The sequence below is a fragment of the Nocardia spongicola genome, from assembly GCF_047200775.1.
Taxonomy (GTDB): Bacteria; Actinomycetota; Actinomycetes; order Mycobacteriales; family Mycobacteriaceae; genus Nocardia.
Genome location: NZ_JBJZOO010000095.1, coordinates 1 through 207, shown reverse-complemented (window position 1 = coordinate 207; position 207 = coordinate 1). Strand labels below are relative to the sequence as shown.

Annotated in this window: 1 protein-coding gene; it reads left to right on the top strand. The window is 65.2% G+C overall.

Annotated features, from left to right (window positions below):
- On the top strand, nucleotides 1-207 hold a 207-nt coding region (locus ACL02S_RS24360; RefSeq protein ID WP_412804826.1), incomplete at both ends, for a hypothetical protein.

Genomic DNA, 207 nt, shown 5'->3' with positions numbered 1-207 from the left:
AAACTCGACGCCGCCCAACGCGATGGCGACCGCATCTACGCCGTGGTCAAAGCCACCGGCTCCAACCAAGACGGCCGCACCACCGCCATCACCGTCCCCAACGCCGACCTACAAGAACAACTTGCCAAAGAGGTTGCCCAACGAGCCGGGATCTCCCCACACGACATCACCTACGTCGAAGCCCACGGCACCGGCACCCCGGTCGGG